Below are 18,591 nucleotides of genomic sequence, written 5' to 3'. Positions count from 1 at the left end.
AACGTCCAGATCAACATAAATAGGGAGAGGCTGAATAAGCCTTGAGTCAGCATGGGAAAATAATAACGCTGGGGACGGAGAAGCTAAAGAAAAAGGGGCGCATTACCTGCGCCCACAGCCAATTTAATTGGAAAGATCAGGCATTCGCCGATAGCTTGGCCTGTTTCATTGACTGACTGGTTACCACACGGTTTCTGCCTGCATGCTTAGCACCGTATAGCGCGCGATCGGCCAAAGAGACCAAATCACCATAATCCTGACCCGCAACGGGATACAGAGTGGCTATACCCTGACTTAAGGTCAGTCTGTCAGCGACTTTTGAATATGCATGGGGAAGATCGGCTGCTTTCAATTCGTCAGCAATATTCTGCGCCACAACAACAGCACCTTCTTCCGTAGTGTTGGGCAGAAGAATCGCGAACTCTTCGCCACCATAACGAGCCACAGCGTCCAGCGGACGCCTGATAACACGTTGGAATACATCAGCCACGCTGCGCAGCGCTTCATCACCCTGCTGATGACCATAGTTGTCGTTATACGGCTTAAAGTAATCAATATCGCAGAAGATCAGTGAAAGCGGCTCTTGCTCACGAATGTGAGAGTGCCACATTTTCACCAATTGCTCGTCAAAGCTGCGTCGGTTTGCCACCTTGGTGAGGCCATCTACAAAGCTCAGCTCTTCAAGCTCCATGATGGCATCTGCCAGTTGTTGCTGAGTAGCTTTGCGCTCTGTGACGTCGCGGGCTATCACCAACACACCAATGGTCTCATCCGTTGGGTCACGGAACTGGGTCTTGGTCAGCTCATACCAGACCATCGAACCATCGCGCTTCATCACCAGATCTTCATATTTCACCGTGTCGCCACTTTCAAGCACAGGCACGTCAATCTTGCGATGTTGTGCCAGCACTTCAGGCTCCATCAGATCTTCTGCATTTTCGCCTTCCAGTTCATCATGCTGTGCACCCATGGCTTCAGCAAATGCGGCGTTCCCACCCAGGAATTCGTAATCTTTATTGTAAATACCAATCGGATCGACACTGGCTTTGAAAATAGAAGTAAGCACATTGCTGTGCTTTTTCAGTTGCTGTTCAACTTCCTGACGAGCCTCAATTTCCTGTTCCAACGACTGTCGCATCATATGCCAGTTGGTCACGTCATGGCTGATGCTTAACGTACCGAAGACGTGGTTCTCATCATCCAGCAATACCGTTTGGTTGGACTCAAGCAAGCAGCTGTCGCCATTTGGGTTCGTCGTCCAGCTTTGCTGCGTTCGTCGACCCCGTGCGTTCTCATCAGTTGAGAAAATCAGGCCCTCCTGCTCACGACCTTTCCAGAATCTGTCATAAGCCAGATTGGAGCCGACAATGCGGCCTTCTTTATCCTGAAAACAAACGAGTTCAGAAAGGGAGTTGATGACACTTCGGAAAATCTGGCTGTCATTGTCGGCGAAGGGCTCGCTGTAGACAGCTTCTGATTTAGGCTCCAGCGAGACAATCCAGACTCGTTGACCACCGCACCAAACAGGAAGCCCTGAGAAACGTGCATGCCTTGGCGTACGGTGATCAGAAACGGCGCGAAAGTCTCCCGTCATTTCCACAAAGGGATGTGGCCAACAACGTGATGCCAGCAGAGCCTCAAAAGTCTGTTGTTCCCGCTCACCGCGAATATGAAATTTGTGCCCACTCGCTTCGACGTTAAAAAGACGCACGAAGCTGCGGTTCGCATATAAAATGCTACCGTCTTTATGGTTGATTATCGCTTTAGGGGAGTGAAGATTCGCCAGGTAAAGTTGCCAAGTTTTCATCGACATCACACGTCGATAAGATACCCACACCATTCCCATCAAAAAACCTACCAATAGCACCAACGCGGCTAATGGTAACCACTCAATCATCCTTCCACCTTTTGCCCGTCATCCTTGAAGAAGCAATTTTTTTGAATAAACATCACGCTTCATCTTGCCATACGGATATGAAAGAAAACGAATAGCCCTCATTTATTTTGCGAGGTATCAAACGTTGGTCACATTATTGTGGGAAATGAAAAGGTCTTCCTGTGAGACTGCCCTGAGCACCTTTCATACTCAGCACGCGGGCAATGTCTGTCATCGCGAGCCAACGGTTTTCACACCATTCTGGCGCCAGTAACGTTGGTTTTCTCGCGTTAGCTGAAACACGGTGGTAAACCACCTCCGCCGGGGTGCGTAAAATCATCTCTGCGGCACTGTCCACGTAATCTTCAAGTGAGATGGCATCAAGGCGTCCCGCCCGCCAAGCTTTTGCCATCACAGAGCCTTCTACAATATGAAGGGGATGCAGCTTTATACCGTCTGTGCCTGTATCAACTACTTGCTCAATGGTGCTGAGATGGTCAGTTTTGGTATCTCCAGGCAAGCCAACAATCAGGTGGGTACAAACGTTGAGGCCCAACAAACGTGCTTTTCTGGTCACCGCGTCATAACAAGCAAAGTCGTGACCACGATTGATACGTTTCAACGTGCTGTCATTAGCGGTCTGCAGACCTAACTCCAGCCAAATCTCAAACCCCTGATCTTTGTAATGGGCGAGCAGATCCAGAACCGCATCAGGTACGCAGTCTGGACGTGTCCCCACACACAGGCCAACGATATCTGCACTTTTCAACGCTTCTTCATACATGGCTTTTAGTTTTTCCACTTCCGCATAAGTGCTGGTGTATGCCTGGAAATAAGCAAGGTAGCGCTTGGCGCGGTGTACTTCTGTTGCCCGCTGAGATAGCTGCTTGGTCACAGAAAGTTGCTGCGCAGTTTCGTCAGCAAACGAGGCCACGTTACAGAAGGTACACCCTCCTCTTCCCAGCGTTCCATCCCGGTTGGGACAGCTAAACCCGCCATGCAGAGTAAGTTTGTGAACTTTTTCGCCATACCTGCGTTGTAAATCCTGACCAAAGGTATTCACCAGTTGATGAAGTTCCATCGCCGACCGCCTGAAATATTGGATGAAGGAAAAAAGCGCGCGATCCTAACATTGGAAAAAAAGAGAAAACCTCGATCAAATCAATGTTGGATTAAGTTTTCATCAACAAACTGAAAGTAAATTACATTTTGTTTACAAGAGGAAAAGTCACGCCCCAAGCCTCTTTTCTATATATTCACCAGATCATCCTCTATTCGAATTTTTATTCACTTGAAATAAAAATTCAGTCTAAGGTAACCGTTTGCATTGCCATCGAAGTGCAACTTTTTATGGTAATTAATTTTCCGAAATTGTAGGATAGCTACAGCTGCGCCCAAATTGTGAGCAATAAAATTCGCCAAACAGGGCCTCCATTTAGTGGGTTATCTGGCAAATTAAAGAAAGCGCAGCATTTATGCATAGGATTGCAAAAGGAGATGGTTACTGCTTTTAGACAGTAACCGGGCTTGGTTGCGCGAATTAACACATTTTTGTTGATTCAAACTTGGCGACCGCTCAGCTGTGCCCGCAACAGGTACAGCAAGGGAAGACAAATGCTCCCCCTGCATTTGTGTCAACTGGAAGGACGTAAACATGACTGATTCAGTGCTACGCACCGAGGGACTTTATGTGCCCGAAATGGAACACGACGCCTGTGGTATCGGCTTCGTTGCCCACCTGAAGAACAGAAAGTCTCATGCGATTGTTACTCAGGCACTTGATATGCTGGCCCGCATGGAACACCGTGGCGGTCAGGGCTGTGACCCATGTAGTGGTGACGGTGCAGGTATTCTTTTACAAAAACCCCATGAATTCTTACTCGAAGAAACTCGTACGCTAGGTATTCAACTGCCAGCTGCTGACAAATACGGTGTTGGTGTAATGCTGTTCCCGAAAGACGAGAACAAACGCCAGCAATGCCGTGAAATCTTCGAGCGCAATGCAAAACGCCTCGATCTCGAAGTCATTGGCTACCGTGTGCTGCCAACCGACAACTCGATGATCGGTGCAGACCCTCTGAGCACAGAACCTCAGTTTGAGCATGCTTTTGTTACAGGCGGTGTCGGCCTGTCTCTTGACGAGCTTGAGCGTAAACTGTTCGTACTGCGTAACTACACCGTACGCGTGTGCCTGGAAAGCGTCTCAAACATTGGCGACGACTTCTATATCAACTCTTTCTCTGCAAAGACTCTGGTTTACAAAGGCCAGCTGACGACTGAGCAGGTACCTCAGTACTTCCTCGACCTGCAGAACCCGTCAATGGTGACGGCGCTGGCGCTGGTTCACTCGCGCTTCTCGACCAATACTTTCCCTCGCTGGCGTTTGGCTCAGCCTTTCCGTTACATCGCGCACAATGGTGAAATCAACACCGTTCGCGGTAACCTTAACTGGATGAAAGCGCGTGAAGCCTTGTTGGAATCAAACCTGTTCACTGACCAAGAGCTGAAAATGCTGCTGCCAGTGTGTCAGGAAGGCGCATCGGATTCAGCGAACTTCGACATGGCGCTGGAACTTCTGGTGCTGAGCGGCCGTAGCCTGCCACACGTATTGATGATGATGGTGCCGGAAGCATGGCAGGAAAATGCCAAGCTGGACCCGAAACTGCGTGCTTTCTATCAATACCACGCAAACATCATGGAACCATGGGATGGCCCAGCATCAGTTTGTTTCACCGATGGCGTGAAAGTAGGTGCAACGCTTGACCGTAACGGCCTGCGTCCTAGCCGCTATACCGTGACCAAAGACGATTACCTCATCATGGCGTCTGAGTCTGGTGTGGTAGAAATCGAGCCGGAAAACATCCATTTCCGCGGTCGTCTACAACCTGGCCGTATCTTCGTGGCTGACCTTGAACAAGGTCGCATCATTTCTGATGAAGAAGTGAAGAACGAAATTGCCTCTGCACAACCTTATCAGGAGTGGGTAGAGAAGAACCTGCTGCACATTGATAAGCTGCCAGAAGCAGATACCAAACACCACCAGCCTTCTCCAGATCGCCTATTGCACCATCAACAAGCATTCGGTGTGACCTCTGAAGAAGTGAACGAAATCATCGTTCCTATGGCGAAAGACGGCAAAGAAGCACTAGGCGCTATGGGTGCTGACTGGCCACTGGCGGTGCTTTCGCACCAATCCCAGCACCTGTCTAACTACTTCAAGCAACTGTTTGCTCAGGTTACCAACCCACCAATCGACCCAATCCGTGAGCGCATGGTAATGTCGCTGAAAACGTATTTGGGTAAAGACCAGAACCTGCTGATTGAATCACCTGAGCACTGCCGTAAGGTTGAGCTGGAATCGCCAGTTCTGAGCAATGCTGAGCTGGAAAAACTGCGCGCGGTTGACAACGATCACCTGCAGGCGAAAACGCTGGATATCGTATTCCGTGCCAGCGGCGAACCAGGCAAGCTTGAGCGCGCACTGAAGCGCATCTGTCAATACGCTGAAGATGCCGTGATTGATGGCTACTCCATCATCCTGCTGACTGACCGTGCAGTGAACTCTAACCATGCCGCTATCCCTGCGATGCTGGCTGTGGGCGCCGTTCACCACCACCTGATCCGCAAAGGTCTGCGTGCGAAAGCAGACATCGTGATTGAAACCGGTGACGCGCGTGAAACCCATCACTTTGCCACGCTCGTCGGCTATGGTGCGAATGCTGTTAACCCGTACCTCGTCTACGAAACGCTGGTGGACTTGCAGCGTAAGAAGAAGCTGGACCCAGAAGCGGATGTGGATGTGCTGTTTGAACAGTACCGCAAAGCGATCAACGCTGGCCTTTTGAAAATCTTCTCGAAGATGGGTATCTCAACCCTGCAGTCTTACCATGGTGCACAGATCTTCGAAGCACTGGGTATCAGCAAAGCAGTGGTTGACAAGTACTTCACCGGCACGGTTTCCCGTATTCAGGGTCTCTCGATTGATGATATCGGCAAAGAAGTTCTTATCCGTCACCGTCTGGGTTACCCAACGCGTGAAATCCCTGTCCAGATGCTGGATGTCGGTGGTGTTTATCAGTGGAAACAGCGTGGTGAAAAGCACCTGTTCAACCCTGAAACCATCCATTTGTTGCAAAATTCCACCCGCAACAAAGACAAAAAGCAGTTTAAAGAATACTGCCATGCAGTAGACAGCCAAGGCGATGACGCAGCAACTCTGCGTAGCCAGTTCGACTTTGTAAAAAATCCAGCGGGCAGTATTCCTCTGGAAGAAGTTGAGCCAGTTGAGAACATCCTGAAGCGTTTCGCGACAGGTGCAATGAGCTTCGGTTCTATCTCTCATGAGGCACACTCTACGCTGGCGATTGCCATGAACCGTATCGGCGCTAAGTCGAATTCCGGTGAAGGTGGTGAAGACCCAGTACGTTTTGACAAGAAAGAAAACGGTGATTGGGAACGTTCTGCTATCAAACAGGTAGCTTCTGGCCGCTTCGGTGTGACTTCTTACTACCTTGCCAATGCTGATGAAATTCAGATCAAGATGGCACAAGGCGCGAAGCCAGGTGAAGGTGGCCAGCTTCCGGGTCACAAAGTTGATGACTGGATTGGTCGCACCCGTCACTCCACCCCAGGGGTTGGCTTGATTTCGCCACCGCCTCACCACGATATCTACTCTATCGAGGATTTGGCACAGCTGATTTATGACCTGAAGAATGCAAACCGCAAAGCACGTGTGAACGTGAAGCTGGTTTCTGAAGCGGGTGTCGGCACCATCGCCTCAGGCGTGGCCAAAGCAAAAGCAGACGTGGTTCTCATTGCTGGCTTCGACGGCGGTACTGGTGCATCACCACTGTCTTCAATCAAACACGCAGGTCTGCCATGGGAGCTGGGTCTGGCTGAGACACACCAGACACTACTGAAGAACGGCTTGCGTAACCGTATCGTCGTTCAGTCTGATGGCCAGATGAAAACGCCTCGTGACCTTGCAGTAGCTACCCTCTTGGGTGCTGAAGAGTGGGGTGTGGCAACAGCGGCACTGGTTGTTGAAGGCTGTATCATGATGCGTAAGTGTCACCTCAACACCTGTCCTGTCGGTATCGCTACCCAGAACAAGACGCTGCGTGAGCGCTTCGATGGCCGTGTAGAAGACATCGTCACCTTCTTCACCTATATGGCTGAAGGTCTGCGTGAAATCATGGCTGAGCTGGGTTACCGCTCTATCAACGAGATGGTTGGTCAGTCGCAACACCTGAAAGTTCGCTCTGATGTTGGTCACTGGAAATACCAGAATCTGGATCTTAACGTTGTTCTTTACAAAGAAGAGCCACGTGAAGGCGATGCAATGTACTGCCAGCGCGAACAAAACCATGGTCTGGAAGCCGTGCTTGACCGCCGCCTGATTGAAGCCGCATCCAGCGCGCTGAAAGAAGGCCGTAAAGTCGATGCCGAGTTCGCGATTGTGAACACCGACCGCAGCGCAGGTACCATGCTGTCGAACGAAATTTCGAAAGTGTACAAGGACCAGGGTCTGCCAGAAGCAATGAGCGTGAAGTTCAAAGGTTCTGCAGGTCAAAGCTTCGGTGCCTTCCTCGCGAAAGGCGTGAACTTCACCGTTGAAGGTGATGCGAACGACTACTGGGGTAAAGGTCTGTCTGGCGGTACGTTGGTACTTTACCCAGACGCGAAGAGCGACATCATTGCTGAAGACAACATCGTTGTCGGTAACGTCTGTTTCTACGGTGCAACCTCGGGCGAATCTTTCATCCGCGGTGTAGCCGGTGAGCGTTTCTGTGTACGTAACTCAGGCGCGAAAGTGGTTGTTGAAGGTATCGGTGACCACGGCTGTGAATACATGACCGGTGGTATTGCCATTGTTCTGGGTCAAACTGGCCGCAACTTCGCTGCGGGTATGAGTGGTGGTGTGGCTTACGTTTGGGATCAGTTCAATGACTTCGAATCCAAGCTCAATCCTGAGCTGGTGGACTTGGATCCGCTGGATGAAGAAGATATCGCTCTGCTGAAAGAAATGATCAGCAAGCACCACGCACTGACAGACAGTACGGTTGCAGAAACATTCCTCGCGAACGTTGAAGAGAATCTCAAGTCTATCGTCAAAGTGATGCCGCGCGACTACAAAGCTGTGTTGCAAAAACGCAAAGAAGAAGCCGCTAACAAGGAAGAAGTGGAGGCTGTAAATGGGTAAGCCAACCGGATTTCTAGAATTTGGCCGTGAACTGCCGGCCAAAAAAGACCCTGCCATTCGTATTCAGGACAACAAGGAATTTGTACTGAACGACGAGTTTGGCGAGAAAATTAATGAGCAATCCTCCCGCTGTATGGACTGTGGTGTGCCTTTCTGTCACAACGGTTGTCCAATCGGGAATATTATTCCTGAGTTTAACGATGCGGTTTACCGCGACAGCTGGGAAGAAGCTTGGAATATTCTGAGCTCAACCAACAACTTCCCAGAGTTCACTGGCCGGGTTTGCCCGGCTCCATGTGAAAGCTCTTGTGTCCTGGGGATTAACCAGGACCCAATCACCATTTGTAACATTGAAAAAACCATCGTGGAAACGGCATACCGCGAAGGCTATGCCAAACCGAAAACTCCGACTGCCCGCACAGGCAAGAAAGTGGCGATCATTGGTTCTGGCCCTGCTGGCCTTGCAGCTGCTGAGCAGCTCAATAGCGCAGGTCACTCTGTGACTGTGTTTGAGCGTGATGAAAAAGTCGGTGGTCTGCTGCGTTTTGGTATTCCAGACTTCAAGCTTGGTATGGACGTAATTGACCGTAAAATCAGCCTGATGGCAGAAGCGGGTATCGAGTTTAAAGTGAACGCTCATGTTGGCATTGACGTTAATGCTCAGCAAATCCGTCAGGATTACGATGTCGTACTGCTGACTGGTGGTTCTACCGTGCCACGCAACCTGCCAATCCCGGGCCGCGAACTCAAAGGTGTGCATTTTGCGATGGAATTCCTTGGTCAGAACAACCGCCGTGCAAACGGCATGGATCTGAAAACCGAAGAAATCCACGCCAAAGGCAAACACGTTGTGGTTATTGGTGGTGGTGACACAGGCTCTGACTGTGTGGGCACATCAAACCGTCATGGTGCGGCAAGCATTACTCAGGTGGAAATCATGCCTATCCCGCCAGAGAAGCGCCCTGCGAACATGCCTTGGCCTCAGTATCCAATGATCCTTCGCACGTCGACTTCTCACGAAGAAGGCTGTGAGCGCCACTGGAATATTCTGACCAAAGAGTTTATCAGCGACGAAAACGGCAACGTGAAAGCACTGCGCATGGCTGACATCGTATGGAAAGACGCAGCACCTGGCGAACGTCCAACCTTCGAAGAAGTAGCAGGCTCTGAGCGTGAGATCCCATGTGATCTGGCATTCCTGGCGATGGGTTTCTTACACCCAGAACCACACGGTGTGCTGGCACAACTTGATGTGGCACTGGATGAGCGTGGCAATGTTGCTACGCAAGACTTCCAGACCAACCAAAAAGGTGTATTCGCTGCAGGTGATATGCGTACTGGCCAGTCACTGGTTGTACGTTGTATCAATGAAGGCCGTGAATGTGCCCGTTCTATCGATGCATATCTGATGGGCGGCACCAACCTCGAGGCCAAAGCGGACTCACTGATGCTCTCCGCATAAAAATAACGAGTGTTATCTTCCAGTTTTGCCAGCCCTCTGCGGCTGGCTTTTTTCGTTTTGAACCCGCATCAAAGCTTCACCCACCAAAAATTGACAACTTTTCATAAATAACCACTCAGATAGACCAAGTTAATCTCTGCGACAGAGTTAAAAAAACCGCCATAAAATGCTGCATGTAGGCGGTGCTTTCGACATATATAGCTGTTAATCAGCAAAGTTAATGTAATGTGACGAAATTTGACCTCTTCATCATTAACCGATAAGTTGATTGGCTCGCATACTCATGTGACCTGACGCAACTATGTTCAGGCCATATCGGTATACGTAAACTCGAAACTGATTTCTTGGTTATAAACACACTCCCAGGAAGGGAGGAAGGCCAAGTATCAGTGCCAGGAAGGCATTAATACTGCAGTCACTGCCTGGAGCAGTCGCAAGGGAGAATTGCAATGTCGCTGTATGATCCAATGCTGGAGAAAGACAACTGCGGCTTTGGCCTCATCGCTCACACCGAGGGTGAAGCCAGCCACAAACTTGTCCGAACCGCAATTTCCGCACTGGACCGGATGACCCACCGAGGCGCAATTAACGCTGATGGGAAAACCGGTGATGGTTGCGGCTTATTACTTCAAAAGCCCGATAACTTTTTCCGAATCATCGCTGAAGAGAACAACTGGACCCTCAGTAAACTCTACGGTGTAGGTATGATTTTCCTGAGTAAAGATCCTGCTAAAGCGAAGCGCGCTAAAGAGATCTTCGAACAGGAAATCGCTGCCGAAACCCTTTCTATCGTGGGCTGGCGTGAAGTGCCAACCAACGAAGACGTGCTGGGCGAAATCGCCGCCAGCTCTGTACCGAACATTGAGCAAGTGTTCATTAATGGCCCAGCAGGTTGGCGTGCCCGCGATTTGGAGCGTCGTCTCTACATCGCCCGCCGTCGCGCTGAGAAAGCACTCGCGGACGACCCGGATTTCTACATCACCAGTCTTTCAACGCGTACCATTGTTTACAAAGGCCTCTGCATGCCAGCAGACCTGCCAAGATTCTATTTGGACTTGGCAGACTTACGCCTTGAAGCATCTATCTGCTTGTTCCACCAGCGCTTTTCAACCAACACCACCCCGAAGTGGCCGCTGGCACAGCCTTTCCGTTATCTCGCCCACAACGGCGAAATCAATACCATTGAAGGTAACCGTCAATGGGCGCGTGCCCGTGCATACAAGTTCAATTCACCTCTGCTGCCAGATCTGAAACAGGCCGCGCCGTTTGTGAATGAAACCGGCTCTGACAGCTCCAGCCTCGACAATATGTTGGAAGTTTTCCTTGCTGGCGGTATGGATCTCTTCCGCGCGATGCGAATGCTGGTACCACCTGCATGGCAAAACCACCCTGACATGGACCCGGATCTGCGTGCGTTCTACGACTTTAACTCCATGCACATGGAGCCGTGGGATGGCCCTGCAGGTATCGTAATGTCCGATGGACGTTATGCAGCTTGTAATCTCGACCGAAATGGTCTGCGCCCCGCCCGCTATGTGGTGACCAAAGACAAGCTCATCACGCTGGCATCCGAAGTCGGTATCTGGGATTACGCCCCGGATGAAGTGGCAGAAAAAGGTCGTGTTGGACCGGGTGAGCTGCTGGTTATTGACACCTTCGAGGGTGAGATCTGGCATTCTGCCGATATCGATAACGATCTGAAAAGCCGTCACCCTTACAAAGAATGGCTGGATAAGAATGTTAAGCGCCTAACACCGTTTGAAGAACTGCAAGCAGAAGACTCTTCCGGCCAACGTGGCATGGACGACGATGAACTGCATGTCTTCCAGAAACTGTTTGGCGTTTCCAGCGAAGAGCAGGATCAGGTACTTCGCGTACTCGGTGATATCGGTCAGGAAGCCACAGGCTCCATGGGTGACGATACCCCAATGGCAGTGCTTTCTTCGAAAGAGCGACATGTCGCTGACTACTTCCGTCAGAAGTTCGCTCAGGTCACCAACCCACCGATCGATCCACTGCGCGAAAATCATGTGATGTCGCTGGCGACCTGTATCGGCCGCGAAATGAACGTATTCTCAGAAACTGATGGCCACGCCCAACGTGTTGCGTTCAAGAGCCCGGTACTTCTGTATTCAGATATGGTTCAGTTGTTGGAGCTGGATGATGAGCACTATCGTAACAGCATCATCGACATCAACTTCGATCCGAAAGAGAAAGATCTCAAGCAAGCGATTGACGATCTCTGCGATCAGGTTGAGCGCGTAGTTCGCGACGGCACTGTACTTGTTGTTCTGTCCGACCGCGGTATTTCGAAAGACAAATTACCTATTCCTGCGGCAATGGCAGTAGGTGCAGCCCAAAAACGTTTGGTCGACGCGCAGCTTCGCTGTGATGCCAACATCGTGATTGAAACCGCCTCTGCCCGCGACCCACACCAGTTCGCAGTGCTGCTTGGTTTCGGCGCGACAGCGGTATATCCGTACCTCGCTTACGAATCGATTGGCAAGATGGTCGAGAAAGGTGTCATCCAGAAATCCATGGGTGATGCGATGCTGAACTTCAGAAACGGCATCAACAAAGGCTTGTTCAAGATCATGTCGAAGATGGGTATTTCGACCATGGCCTCTTACCGCTGTGCACAGCTGTTTGAAGCTGTTGGCCTGAACAACAATGTGGTTGAGCTTTGCTTCAAAGGCGTCGCCAGCCGCATCCAAGGCGCAGATTTTTCTGACTTCCAGCAGGACTTACACAACCTTGCGCGCAGAGCATGGCTGAAACGTAAGCCCGTCGAACACGGCGGTTTGCTGAAATACGTCCATGGCGGTGAATACCACGCCTACAACCCGGATGTGGTCAACACGCTGCAATCTGCGGTTCGCTCCGGCGAAACGATGGACTACAAAACCTACGCAGAAACCGTTAACAGCCGTCCAGTCTCGTCACTGCGCGATTTGATGACGTTGAAACCTGCCGACAAACCAATTTCTCTTGAGAAAGTGGAAGCGGCAACAGAACTCTTCAAACGTTTTGACTCGGCCGCCATGTCAATTGGTGCATTGAGTCCAGAAGCGCACGAAGCCCTGGCGATTGCGATGAACCGTTTGGGTGGTAACTCCAACTCAGGTGAAGGTGGTGAAGACCCACGTCGCTTTAACTCAGAGCGTAATTCGCGCATCAAACAAATCGCTTCGGGTCGTTTCGGTGTGACACCACACTACCTCACTAACGCTGATGTGCTTCAAATTAAAGTGGCACAAGGCGCGAAGCCGGGTGAAGGCGGACAGCTACCAGGCCATAAAGTCACGGCTGAAATCGCGCGTCTTCGCCACTCGGTGCAAGGTGTGACCCTGATTTCACCGCCGCCGCACCATGATATCTACTCGATTGAAGACTTGGCGCAGCTGATTTTCGATTTGAAGCAGGTGAATCCTGGTGCACTGGTTTCCGTCAAGCTGGTTTCTGAACCAGGCGTGGGAACTATCGCAGTAGGTGTTGCAAAAGCTTATGCGGACCTTATTACCATCTCAGGTTATGACGGTGGTACAGGCGCAAGCCCACTGACTTCCGTGAAATACGCGGGTAGCCCTTGGGAGCTTGGCCTTGCCGAAACCCAGCAGGCACTGGTGACTAACGGTCTTCGCCACAAGATCCGCCTTCAGGTTGATGGCGGTCTGAAAACCGGTCTGGATATCATCAAAGCGACTATTCTGGGGGCTGAAAGCTTCGGTTTTGGTACCGCACCGATGGTTGCACTGGGTTGTAAGTACCTGCGTATCTGTCACCTCAACAACTGTGCGACCGGTGTAGCAACGCAGGACGATACCCTTCGCCGCGAATACTTCAAAGGCTTGCCAGAACAGGTAATGAACTTCTTTAAAGGCCTCGGCGAAGAAGTACGTGAACTGATGGCAGAGCTTGGCGTTGAGAAGCTCACTGACCTGATAGGCCGCACCGACTTGCTCGAAGCGGTTGACGGTTTCACCGCCAAACAGCTCAAACTGGATCTTTCAGACATTCTGGAAAGTCCGCAGCCAAAACCGGGTAAAAGCGTGTTCTGGAGTGAGCCAAACGCACCGTTTGATAAAGCGGAACTTAACCAGAAGCTGCTGGAGACCTTTGAAAAGGCGATTGAGGAGCGCCGCTCAGCCAGCGCGTATCTCGACATCCGAAACACCGACCGCTCGGTGGGCGCTTCACTCTCCGGTGCCATTGCTAAACGTTATGGCAACCAGGGCATGGCAGCATCACCACTTGAAATCAACCTTCAGGGTACAGCTGGCCAGTCCTTCGGTGTCTGGAACGCCGGTGGCGTTAACCTTACCCTGACCGGCGATGCCAACGACTATGTCGGCAAAGGCATGGCAGGCGGTAATATCGTGATCAAGCCGCCAGTTGGTTCAGCATTCGATTGCCACGCATCTACCATCGTAGGCAACACCTGCCTTTACGGTGCAACGGGCGGCAAGCTCTTTGCAGCAGGTAAAGCCGGTGAGCGTTTTGCAGTGCGTAACTCTGGCGCGCAAGCTGTCGTCGAAGGCGCAGGCGATAACGCCTGTGAATACATGACAGGCGGTATTGTGGCGATTCTTGGCCATACCGGTGTGAACTTTGGCGCAGGTATGACAGGCGGCTTTGCTTATGTGCTTGATGAAGCCGGTGACTTTGCCGGTCGCGTCAACCCAGAACTGGTCGAAGCCTTGTCACTCGACAATTTGGCTATCCATCAGGAACACCTCCGTGGTCTGATTGATCAACACCTCGAACTGACCGGCTCCAGCCGCGCTCAGGAAATAATCGCGGACTTTGAACAATGGATCAGTAAATTCTATCTGGTGAAACCGAAATCAGCGGACGTGCGTTCCCTGCTGGGTCACCAAAGCCGAAGCGCAGCGGAGCTGCGTGTTCAGGCGCAGTAACGGAGGACCCTATGAGCCAGAACGTATACCAGTTTATAGACGTGCAACGTATCGACCCTCGAAAGAAGGCGATCAAAACACGTAAAACCCAGTTCGTTGAAATCTACGAACCTTTCACCCACAAGCAGGCGTCGGCGCAAGCCGACCGCTGTCTGGACTGCGGCAACCCTTACTGTGAGTGGAAGTGCCCGGTGCACAACTACATTCCGCAGTGGCTGAAGCTTGCACAGGAAGGACGCATCATTGAAGCGGTTGAGCTTTCGCACCAGACCAACAGTCTGCCGGAAGTCTGCGGCCGTGTGTGTCCGCAGGACAGACTGTGTGAAGGCTCCTGTACTCTCAACGACGACTTTGGCGCAGTCACCATAGGTAATGTTGAGAAATACATTACGGACAAAGCGTTCGAGATGGGCTGGAAGCCAGACATGTCAGGCGTTACTTTGACTGACAAGAAAGTCGCCATCATTGGTGCAGGCCCTGCTGGCCTTGCCTGTGCAGATGTCTTGGTCCGTAACGGCGTGAAGCCAGTTGTATTTGACCGCTATCCGGAAATCGGTGGCCTGCTAACCTTCGGTATTCCGTCATTCAAACTCGAAAAAGACGTGATGCGTAACCGCCAGCGTGTCTTTACCGAAATGGGTGTCGAGTTCCGACTCAACACTGAAGTGGGTAAAGATGTCGCGCTGCAGTCTCTGGTTGATGAGTATGATGCCGTGTTCCTTGGCGTTGGCACTTACAAATCCATGCGTGCAGGTTTGGAAAACGAAGATGCGCCGGGTGTATTTGATGCCCTGCCGTTTTTGATTGCCAATACCTACCGCGTGATGGATTTGACGGAAAATCCGCCGGAATACATTGATATGGCGGGTAAGAAAGTCGTTGTTCTTGGTGGTGGTGATACAGCGATGGACTGTGTTCGTACTTCGATTCGCCAAAATGCCAAAAACGTTATCTGTGCTTACCGTCGTGATGAAGCCAATATGCCGGGCAGCCGCCGCGAAGTGAAAAACGCGCGCGAAGAAGGGGTGAACTTTATGTTCAACCTGCAACCGCTGGGTATTGAGCTCGACGCCAGTGGCAGAGTGAGCGGCGTGAAAGTGGTGAAAACTGAACTGGGTGAGCCGGATGAAGCCGGCCGTCGCCGTCCTCAACCTGTTGAAGGCAGCGAACACGTGCTGGACGCGGATGCCGTTATCATGGCCTTTGGTTTCCAACCACACAAAATGGCATGGCTGGAACCGTTTGGTGTCGATCTCGACCAATGGGGACGCATCAAAGCACCAGAGCAATCTGATTACGCTTATCAAACGTCTAACGAGAAAATCTTCGCGGGCGGCGATGCAGTCCGTGGCTCTGATCTCGTAGTCACCGCTATCGATGAAGGCCGTAAAGCGGCAGAAGGTATTCTCGATTATCTCGAGGTATAAGCCGACTTCAAAACCGACAGAAAAGTGCCTGCAAAGGCACTTTTTTTTCGCCCCAATTTTCGCCCGTGATACACTCTCGTTATTCCCTGATTATCAAAGAGCAACAAGATGAAAATCGGTATTATCGGTGCCATGGAGCAGGAAGTAACCCTGCTAAAAAGCAAGATCAACAACTGCCAACTGCAAGAGATTGGTGGCAGCAAATTTTATACGGGTGACTTGAATGGCGTAGACGTGGTGCTGCTGCAATCAGGCATTGGTAAAGTGGCGGCGGCAGTGGGCACATCCATCCTGCTGGAGCGTTTCAAACCAACAGCGGTGATCAACACAGGTTCTGCGGGCGGTTTCGATACCAGCCTGAATCTGGGTGACGTTGTGATTTCTACCGATGTGGCTTACCACGATGCTGACGTGACCGCGTTTGGTTACACCATGGGTCAAATGGCAGGCCAGCCAGCGACTTTTACCTCTGACGCAAAACTAATGGATGTGGCAGAGCAAGCACTGGCAGCGATGGAGCCAGCGCCACATGCAGTTCGCGGTCTGATCTGTACCGGTGATGCGTTTGTGTGTACCGCTGAGCGTCAAAACTACATCCGTGAACACTTCCCAACTGTGATTGCAGTAGAGATGGAAGCAGCAGCAATTGCTCAGGCGTGTCACCAATTCAAAGTACCGTTTGTGGTAGTTCGCGCTATCTCTGACGTTGCTGATAAAGAATCGCCAATGACGTTTGATGAATTCCTGCCGCTGGCAGCGAAAAGCTCAAGCGCCATGGTTGAGAAAATGGTCGAGTTGCTGAAAGCGTAATGACCGAGCTCTCCACACCGTTTGAAGCACTGTTAAACCACACCACATTGCTTGCGATGTGGGGAGCCCTTATTTTGCACTGGTTTTTCCCAGTGCCTGCCTATATTAGCCCCGTCACCATGTGGCGTCGTGTTGCCGAAGCGATCTCCGACAAGGTCAATCACGATGAAGACTCTCCGGAGCAGCAACGCCTTTCCGGCGGTTTAGCACTCACAGTGATGTGGCTGACCCTAGCCGTGCTTTTAGTCGCCTTAAAGCAAATTGTCTGGATTGGCTGGTTGTTCGACCTTCTGCTGCTTTGGCTGGCATTAAGCTGGAAGCCCCTGACTGAGCTCGCGATGCAGGTCGAGCAAGCGCTCATTCGTGACGACAAGCCTGCGGCCAGAACTCTGTTGTCACAAACACTGAACCGAGAAACCCATTCACTCTCTCCAGTTGGCATTGCTAAAGCCAGTTGTGAAACCCTGTTGGTTGGGTATGCACGAGGTCTAGTCTGTGTGCTGTTCTGGTATGCCATTTTAGGTGGTATCGGTGCGTTTCTTTATACGCTGACAGCGCAACTTGCCCAGGTCTGGCCACCACGCAGACAGGAATTCTCCCAGTTTGGACTGGCTGCCTCAGGTTTTCTTGCTTTGCTCGATTGGATGCCATCACGCTTATTTGCGCTTTTAATTGCCGCCGGACACCGCTTTGAGCCTGCACTCACGGCAATCCGTGAGCATGGACAAAGCTGGTCAGTGAACGGTGCAGGCTGGCTCCTTGCCGCCTCCGGCGCCAAACTGCAGCTTTCTCTGGGTGGCCCCGCTATCTATGACAGTGAAAAGTGCACACGTCCCAGTATTGGCGGAAGCGTTGCCGCTTCTGCTATACATTTGGCGCTGCTTAATCAACAACTGAGGCAAAAGGCCTTGCTCTGGATCCTCATCCAAAGTTTCCTGATGTGGTTTGCCCACGGATTATTATGATGTTCCGTTTTTTACTGGTTTTACTTTTCCTTCCATCCTTATCCTTTGCCGAACCACTTCGCGTTATTAGCCTATCTCCACATACCACAGAGCTCGCGTTTGAGGCGGGGCTGGGAGATAACCTGATTGCTGTCAGTGCTCACAGCGATTACCCACCTGCAGCATTGGAGCTTGAGCAGGTAGCCAACTACCGCGGGATCAATATTGAACGTGTCGTCACGCTTAAACCGGATTTGGTACTGGCGTGGAAAGGCGGAAATCCAGATAAAGAGCTCGCCAAGCTCGAAAGGCTTGGTATTGAGGTGTTCTACTCAAATCCTCACTCTCTTTACGACGCTGCCGATAATATTGAAAAGTTGGGCGAATGGTCAGAAAACCCAGCGTTAGCCAAAGCTCGCGCTGAAGCTGTGCGTAAAGAGTTGGCAAGCATTGAAGCAGCGCAAGCAGCAAAGTCCAAGGTATCCTATTTTTACCAACTCAGTGAGTCACCGTTGCTCACGAACAACGGCGATCATTGGCCACAGCCTCTGTTTTCCCTCTGTGGCGGCAAAAACATCTTCGCGGAAAGCGCCGCGCCTTATCCTCAGGTCAGCATGGAGCAGATTGTAGTGAGAAAACCACTAGCGATTTTTTACCCTACGGATCGTGAGAAACCTATGGCTGGCTGGCAAAAATGGCAGGACTTTATCCCCGCAGTAAAAAACAACGCTATCTTTGCAGTAACCGGAGACTGGCTAAATCGTCCAACACCAAGGGCACTAAAAGCGGTAAGACAGATATGCCTCGCGATGGATAAGGTAAGGGGCGATCTCGATCACTAATTCAAATAGTGGCTTGCAGAAGCCCTATCTGTTGGATTGCCCGCCACCAAGTTTCACGTAAAATCGCGCGCGCTCATACCCAAACAGTCTCAGGTTGTCTGGGTTTAACCAA

General features: G+C 51.2%; 9 protein-coding genes. 7 read left to right on the top strand and 2 right to left on the bottom strand.

Going from position 1 to position 18,591, the window contains the following annotated elements:
* Nucleotides 1–136 precede the first annotated feature (136 nt).
* The gene (locus tag GCE9029_RS22660) at nt 137–1,897 is read right to left on the bottom strand and encodes a diguanylate cyclase domain-containing protein (RefSeq protein WP_062667201.1); all 1,761 of its coding nucleotides are present in this window, start codon (nt 1,895–1,897) and stop codon (nt 137–139) included.
* 133 nt (nt 1,898–2,030) lie between these two features.
* Nucleotides 2,031–2,957, bottom strand: coding sequence for a tRNA modification radical SAM protein MnmL/YtqA (gene mnmL / locus GCE9029_RS22655; protein WP_062667199.1), 927 nt, complete (start codon nt 2,955–2,957; stop codon nt 2,031–2,033).
* Nucleotides 2,958–3,530: 573 nt separating this feature from the next.
* Between mnmL and gltB (GCE9029_RS22650) the strand changes: the two genes are divergently transcribed.
* The 7 genes from gltB (GCE9029_RS22650) to btuF all read left to right on the top strand — a co-directional run bounded on the left by gltB (GCE9029_RS22650) (nt 3,531) and on the right by btuF (nt 18,479).
* The gene (gene gltB / locus GCE9029_RS22650) at nt 3,531–8,078 is read left to right on the top strand and encodes a glutamate synthase large subunit (protein ID WP_062667198.1); all 4,548 of its coding nucleotides are present in this window, start codon (nt 3,531–3,533) and stop codon (nt 8,076–8,078) included.
* Nucleotides 8,071–9,540 (top strand): glutamate synthase subunit beta, encoded by a 1,470-nt coding sequence (locus tag GCE9029_RS22645; protein ID WP_062667196.1) that lies wholly within the window; start codon nt 8,071–8,073, stop codon nt 9,538–9,540. Before gltB (GCE9029_RS22650) ends, GCE9029_RS22645 begins: the two co-directional genes overlap by 8 nt.
* Nucleotides 9,541–9,989: 449 nt before the next feature.
* On the top strand, nt 9,990–14,456 hold the full coding sequence (gene gltB / locus GCE9029_RS22640; protein WP_062667195.1) for a glutamate synthase large subunit: 4,467 nt from the start codon (nt 9,990–9,992) through the stop codon (nt 14,454–14,456).
* An 11-nt stretch (nt 14,457–14,467) separates the two neighbouring features.
* Nucleotides 14,468–15,883 (top strand): FAD-dependent oxidoreductase, encoded by a 1,416-nt coding sequence (locus tag GCE9029_RS22635; protein ID WP_062667193.1) that lies wholly within the window; start codon nt 14,468–14,470, stop codon nt 15,881–15,883.
* A gap of 108 nt (nt 15,884–15,991) precedes the next feature.
* The gene (gene mtnN, locus GCE9029_RS22630; protein ID WP_002540425.1) at nt 15,992–16,693 is read left to right on the top strand and encodes a 5'-methylthioadenosine/S-adenosylhomocysteine nucleosidase; all 702 of its coding nucleotides are present in this window, start codon (nt 15,992–15,994) and stop codon (nt 16,691–16,693) included.
* A complete protein-coding gene (locus GCE9029_RS22625) occupies nt 16,693–17,658 on the top strand; it encodes a cobalamin biosynthesis family protein (protein ID WP_062667191.1) in 966 nt (321 codons plus the stop codon). The genes mtnN and GCE9029_RS22625 overlap by 1 nt, the downstream gene beginning before the upstream one ends.
* Nucleotides 17,658–18,479 carry a vitamin B12 ABC transporter substrate-binding protein BtuF gene (gene btuF / locus GCE9029_RS22620; RefSeq protein WP_062667189.1) on the top strand — a complete coding sequence of 274 codons (822 nt, stop codon included), beginning with the start codon at nt 17,658–17,660 and terminating at the stop codon, nt 18,477–18,479. The genes GCE9029_RS22625 and btuF overlap by 1 nt, the downstream gene beginning before the upstream one ends.
* The last annotated feature ends 112 nt before the right edge of the window (nt 18,480–18,591 follow it).

The sequence above is a fragment of the Grimontia celer genome (assembly GCF_900055185.1).
GTDB lineage: Bacteria > Pseudomonadota > Gammaproteobacteria > Enterobacterales > Vibrionaceae > Enterovibrio > Enterovibrio celer.
The sequence above is the reverse complement of the archived record's forward strand: the minus strand, read 5'-3'. Positions and strand labels throughout refer to the sequence as shown.

Coding starts and splice junctions, on each gene's coding strand:
- GCE9029_RS22625 (WP_062667191.1), top strand. CDS start 16,693: ATGACCGAGCTCTCCACACCGTTTGAAGCACTGTTAAACCACACCACA.
- GCE9029_RS22660 (WP_062667201.1), bottom strand. CDS start 1,897: ATGATTGAGTGGTTACCATTAGCCGCGTTGGTGCTATTGGTAGGTTTT.
- GCE9029_RS22645 (WP_062667196.1), top strand. CDS start 8,071: ATGGGTAAGCCAACCGGATTTCTAGAATTTGGCCGTGAACTGCCGGCC.
- btuF (WP_062667189.1), top strand. CDS start 17,658: ATGTTCCGTTTTTTACTGGTTTTACTTTTCCTTCCATCCTTATCCTTT.
- gltB (WP_062667198.1), top strand. CDS start 3,531: ATGACTGATTCAGTGCTACGCACCGAGGGACTTTATGTGCCCGAAATG.
- gltB (WP_062667195.1), top strand. CDS start 9,990: ATGTCGCTGTATGATCCAATGCTGGAGAAAGACAACTGCGGCTTTGGC.
- GCE9029_RS22635 (WP_062667193.1), top strand. CDS start 14,468: ATGAGCCAGAACGTATACCAGTTTATAGACGTGCAACGTATCGACCCT.
- mnmL (WP_062667199.1), bottom strand. CDS start 2,957: ATGGAACTTCATCAACTGGTGAATACCTTTGGTCAGGATTTACAACGC.
- mtnN (WP_002540425.1), top strand. CDS start 15,992: ATGAAAATCGGTATTATCGGTGCCATGGAGCAGGAAGTAACCCTGCTA.